This is a genomic window from Streptomyces sp. NPDC055103 (assembly GCF_053607625.1).
This window is the reverse complement of sequence record NZ_JBSGTX010000149.1, coordinates 1-3,728: the sequence shown is the minus strand read 5'-3', so window position 1 is coordinate 3,728 and position 3,728 is coordinate 1. Positions and strand designations below refer to the sequence as shown.

General features: G+C 67.0%; 2 protein-coding genes. One reads left to right on the top strand and one right to left on the bottom strand.

Annotation, left to right across the window (positions count from 1 at the left end; genetic code table 11):
• Positions 1-390: 390 nt before the first annotated feature.
• Positions 391-615 carry a hypothetical protein gene (locus ACWFR1_RS40015; RefSeq protein WP_453560929.1) on the top strand — a complete coding sequence of 75 codons (225 nt, stop codon included), beginning with the start codon at positions 391-393 and terminating at the stop codon, positions 613-615.
• 167 nt (positions 616-782) lie between these two features.
• Here ACWFR1_RS40015 and ACWFR1_RS40010 read toward each other — a convergent pair whose 3' ends face one another.
• Positions 783-3,167, bottom strand: coding sequence for a Helicase associated domain protein (locus ACWFR1_RS40010; RefSeq protein WP_453560926.1), 2,385 nt, complete (start codon positions 3,165-3,167; stop codon positions 783-785).
• Between the last annotated feature and the right edge of the window lie 561 nt (positions 3,168-3,728).

Sequence of the window (3,728 nt, the reverse complement as noted above, 5' to 3'; positions counted from 1 at the left end):
GTCGTGGGATTGTCGTTCCTGGGGCTTCCGGACATGGCCACGGCCGCGGCAGCAACGGCATGGGCCGAGCTCGTCATGCTCATCGTGTTCGGGCACAGCTGGACGCGTTACCTCCCCATCTTCGAGCTGTTCAAGCCGGGGCCGTGAGGCACATTCCTGTGGGCGTACTTGCAGCTCAGCGAGCGGTGCGTCGCTCGACGACCGATACTCGATCGTGTGGACAGGCCATCCGTTGGTAAGTCGATGCGGCTCAGCGGTCGGCAGGCGGTCGTGGTGAGACCGTTCACCCAAGGTGACTCCGTTGCGGCACTGACCCGTCTGCTTCACCGCGCCTACTCGGGCCATGCTGCTGCTGCGGCCGGCCCCTCTCGTACCGCACAGGGAGAACCCATGACCGACGCCACGCCCTCACGATTCCTGCGCCTCGTTCTGCGCGCGGACGCCTTCGTCACGTCCAGGATTGGGACCCTGACGCTGATCCCGGTCCTGCTCGTGCTGGTCGTCACCGACACCCTCGTAGGCTACGTGGCCGCGGGCGCCCTCTTCGCCGCCTTGGTGGCCGTCGGTGTGGTGGGCCGCCGCCATCAGCGGCTCAACGAGCCTTTTCAGCGTTGACGTTCCGGGTCGAGGACGGCGATCGCCCCCGCAGCCACAGGCCTGGCTATCAACCCGTGCAGTGGGTCTCTCACGCCTGCCGGCGACGGGCAGCCTGAATCTCGATCCTCCGCCACGAAGTACCGAGATGAGGTAGGGCTCTGGCGATCACTTCGGAACGCGCTCCGTCAGCGCGCCCAGTCGAGTCCGAGGTGGGCGAGCGCGGCGAGTTTGTCCGCCGTGAGCTTGGCGCGTCTGCTGTTGCTGTTGCTGAGGAACACACCGAGCCGGATCTCTGTGCCGTCCTCCAGCCGTTCTACGTGGGCCCTGGGTACGGTCACAGACCCCGTACGAGCCTTGTACTGGGCGAGGGCCGCAACACCCCGCTCGAAGGCGCTCACGGGCGTCGTGGACGGCTTCGCGGGTGCTTCCAGCTCGGGGGCGTGCGGGACGACGCCGAAGGCTTCGAGGCGTTCGCGTTGCCCGTCGGACAGGGCCGTCCAGACCTCGGGCTTGCGCTGCCGGGCGAGCCATTTCCCGATGTCCATGCCGTGCACGGTGACGCCCGGTTCGACGTACGCAAGGATGGTCTCCTCGGCCAGCATCTCCCGGACCACGGCGTAGTGCCGCTGCCACTCGGCCGGCCACACCGGGTTCCAGTCCTCGTCGATCTCCCGCAGCGCGGCCTCCCACTCCGGCTTGCCGGCCAGCGCACCGGGCCGGCGCAGATTGGACAGCCACTGCCCGATCGGCTTGTCCAGCGCGGAAGCGGTCCGGGGCGCGCACAGCGTCCAGTGCTCCTCGAAGTACACCCTCGCCGCCGCCAGGTTCTCCTGGAACCGCTCGTCCGCGACCGACCAGACCATGCCCAGCTTCTCCAGCCGCTGCGCCCGCTTCCCGGTCATCTGCCCGGCCCCGAAAGCCCGGCGCTGCTCGGCGACCCAGGTCCCCAGAGGGAACGCGCCCTCCTTGTACTCGTACGGAACCCTGGCATGCGCCTCACGCTCGGTGAACTGCTTCAACTTCGCCCAGCCACGCGCCCAGTCCTGCCGCTCGGTGTCGATCACGTTGAAGCTCACCCAGTCCGCGACCATCACCGGGTCACGCGGAGCGGCAAAACGGAGCAGCAAACGGGATTCTTCCTCCCCGTCACCAGGCGCCTCACCGATGTACTCAGACGGCTGCGCGACGTCCTTCTGCGGCTCCTGAGGGATTGCCAGCAACTCCACAGCCTCTTCATCGTGAGCCCGTAGCCCCTCAAGAACCTTCACCAAAGGCCGGTACGATCCGGACGTGAACATATCCTCCGGCTGTTCATCAGCCTTGAGGAATACCGGCACGATCAGAGAGGCGAGCTTTCCCTGCCCAGGCTTCTGTCGCAGCGCGCGGCCGATGGCCTGGACGATGTCGTGCGGGGCGCCCTTGGGGTCCAGGAGAGCCACGGAGTCCACCGCGCGGATGTCGACGCCCTCACCCAACACCCTGCAGTTCGAGAGCACGGCGCGCCGGGCGGTGGTCCCGAACTTCCCCAGGACGTCGCGCCGGCGCTCGGGCACGTGCTCCCCGCACAGCCAGTCCGCCCACACCTCGGCCGGGTACTTCTCGGGCTGGTCCGCGTGCAACCGCTTCGCCACCCGCTCCAGGCCCTCCGCGTACGCCGCGGCCTCGATCGTCCGGTGATGGAAGGTGATGCACGTCTGGAGCTGATGCCGCTCCATCGTGTGCAGGAGCGCCGCCTGGAGCGCCCCGAGCCGCTGCCCGCGCACCTCCTCACCACGCCGCTCCTCGCCCATCAGCCGCTCCGGAGTGACCACCGGGTCCTTCAGCTCCAGGACGATGATCTGGTACCGCGCCAGCAGGCCCCGCGAGACGGCAGACGCCAGCGACAGCTTGTAGAGCACCGGCCCGAACACGGCCTCGTCGTCCATCGAGGCCGCCATCTCCTTCGGCAGCGCCTCGCGCACACCCTCCGCGACCTCCCAGTTCGCCCGCTCCTGCCAGATCCGCGGCGTCGCCGTCAGATACAGCCGCCGGTGCGCCGGGATGACGTGCTGGTTGTGGATGTCAGCCCACGCCTTACCCATCGAGCCCGACGTCCTGTGCGCCTCATCCACCACGGCGAGGTCCAGCGGGGCGAGCTGCTGCCCGTAGACGCCCTCGAACGCCTCCGCCAGCACCCCCAGCGACGCGTACGTCCCGAAGATGGTCACAGGCCCGGAGCCGTGCCACAGCGCCAGCTGCACCGGGCTGGTGGTGGAGCGCACCTTCAGGTTCCACAACTCCGGGTCGTCGCTGAGGCTGCACACCGCGACCGCCGGCCCCGTGTGCCCGGCCCCACGCCACGCCTGGACGGTCTGCGTCAGGAGATCCAGAGTCGGCACCAGAACGAGAATGCGCCCCTTGGGCACAATCCTTTTCGCGGAGGCCGCAGCGATAATGGTTTTCCCTGTTCCACACGCGGCGTGCACCTGCCCGCGCAGGCCATTGGCAGGAATGCCACCCGGCGGGATATCGAGACCGCGCACAATGGCGGCAACGGCCTCGACCTGGTGGTCACGCAGTTTCACGGCCATTCCCGTGTTCTCCTTTTAGCGGAATCTGGCGCGCAATCAGAACTGAAAATCCGGCGCGGCGTGATGGGCCTGAGGTGCTGATGTCTGTACACAGATGCTACACAGCCATATGTCGTGATGCATAACTCATGTGACATGTTCGCCCTGTAGGCTGATACTTGATGAACCCCGCCCCATAGACCCGGTTCATAGGATATGCTGGCGGAGTATCGGTGAACGTGAGCGGCCATTTTTGAGGGTGGGGGAGAGGGTTCGGGTGGAGCGCAGCGGAGCCCGTCACTACGTCAGGCCGGCACCCTGTCAGGTCGACGGTCCGTCACTCCCGTTGCAAGGGTGGTGAGCAGGAACCCCAAGCCCTACACAGCCCCGCACATGATGCACCTCCCCGTAGCCAGCCCCGGTGATCGCGCTTGCGCGGTCGCCTCCAATTCGCGCTTGCGCGAATTGGAGTCCGTCCGGAATTCCGTTTACGGAATTCCATTCCAGCGCTTGCGCTGGAATTCGAATTGCGCTTGCGCAATTCGCGCTCTATGCTCCGGCTTGCCGGAGCATATCCCGCTC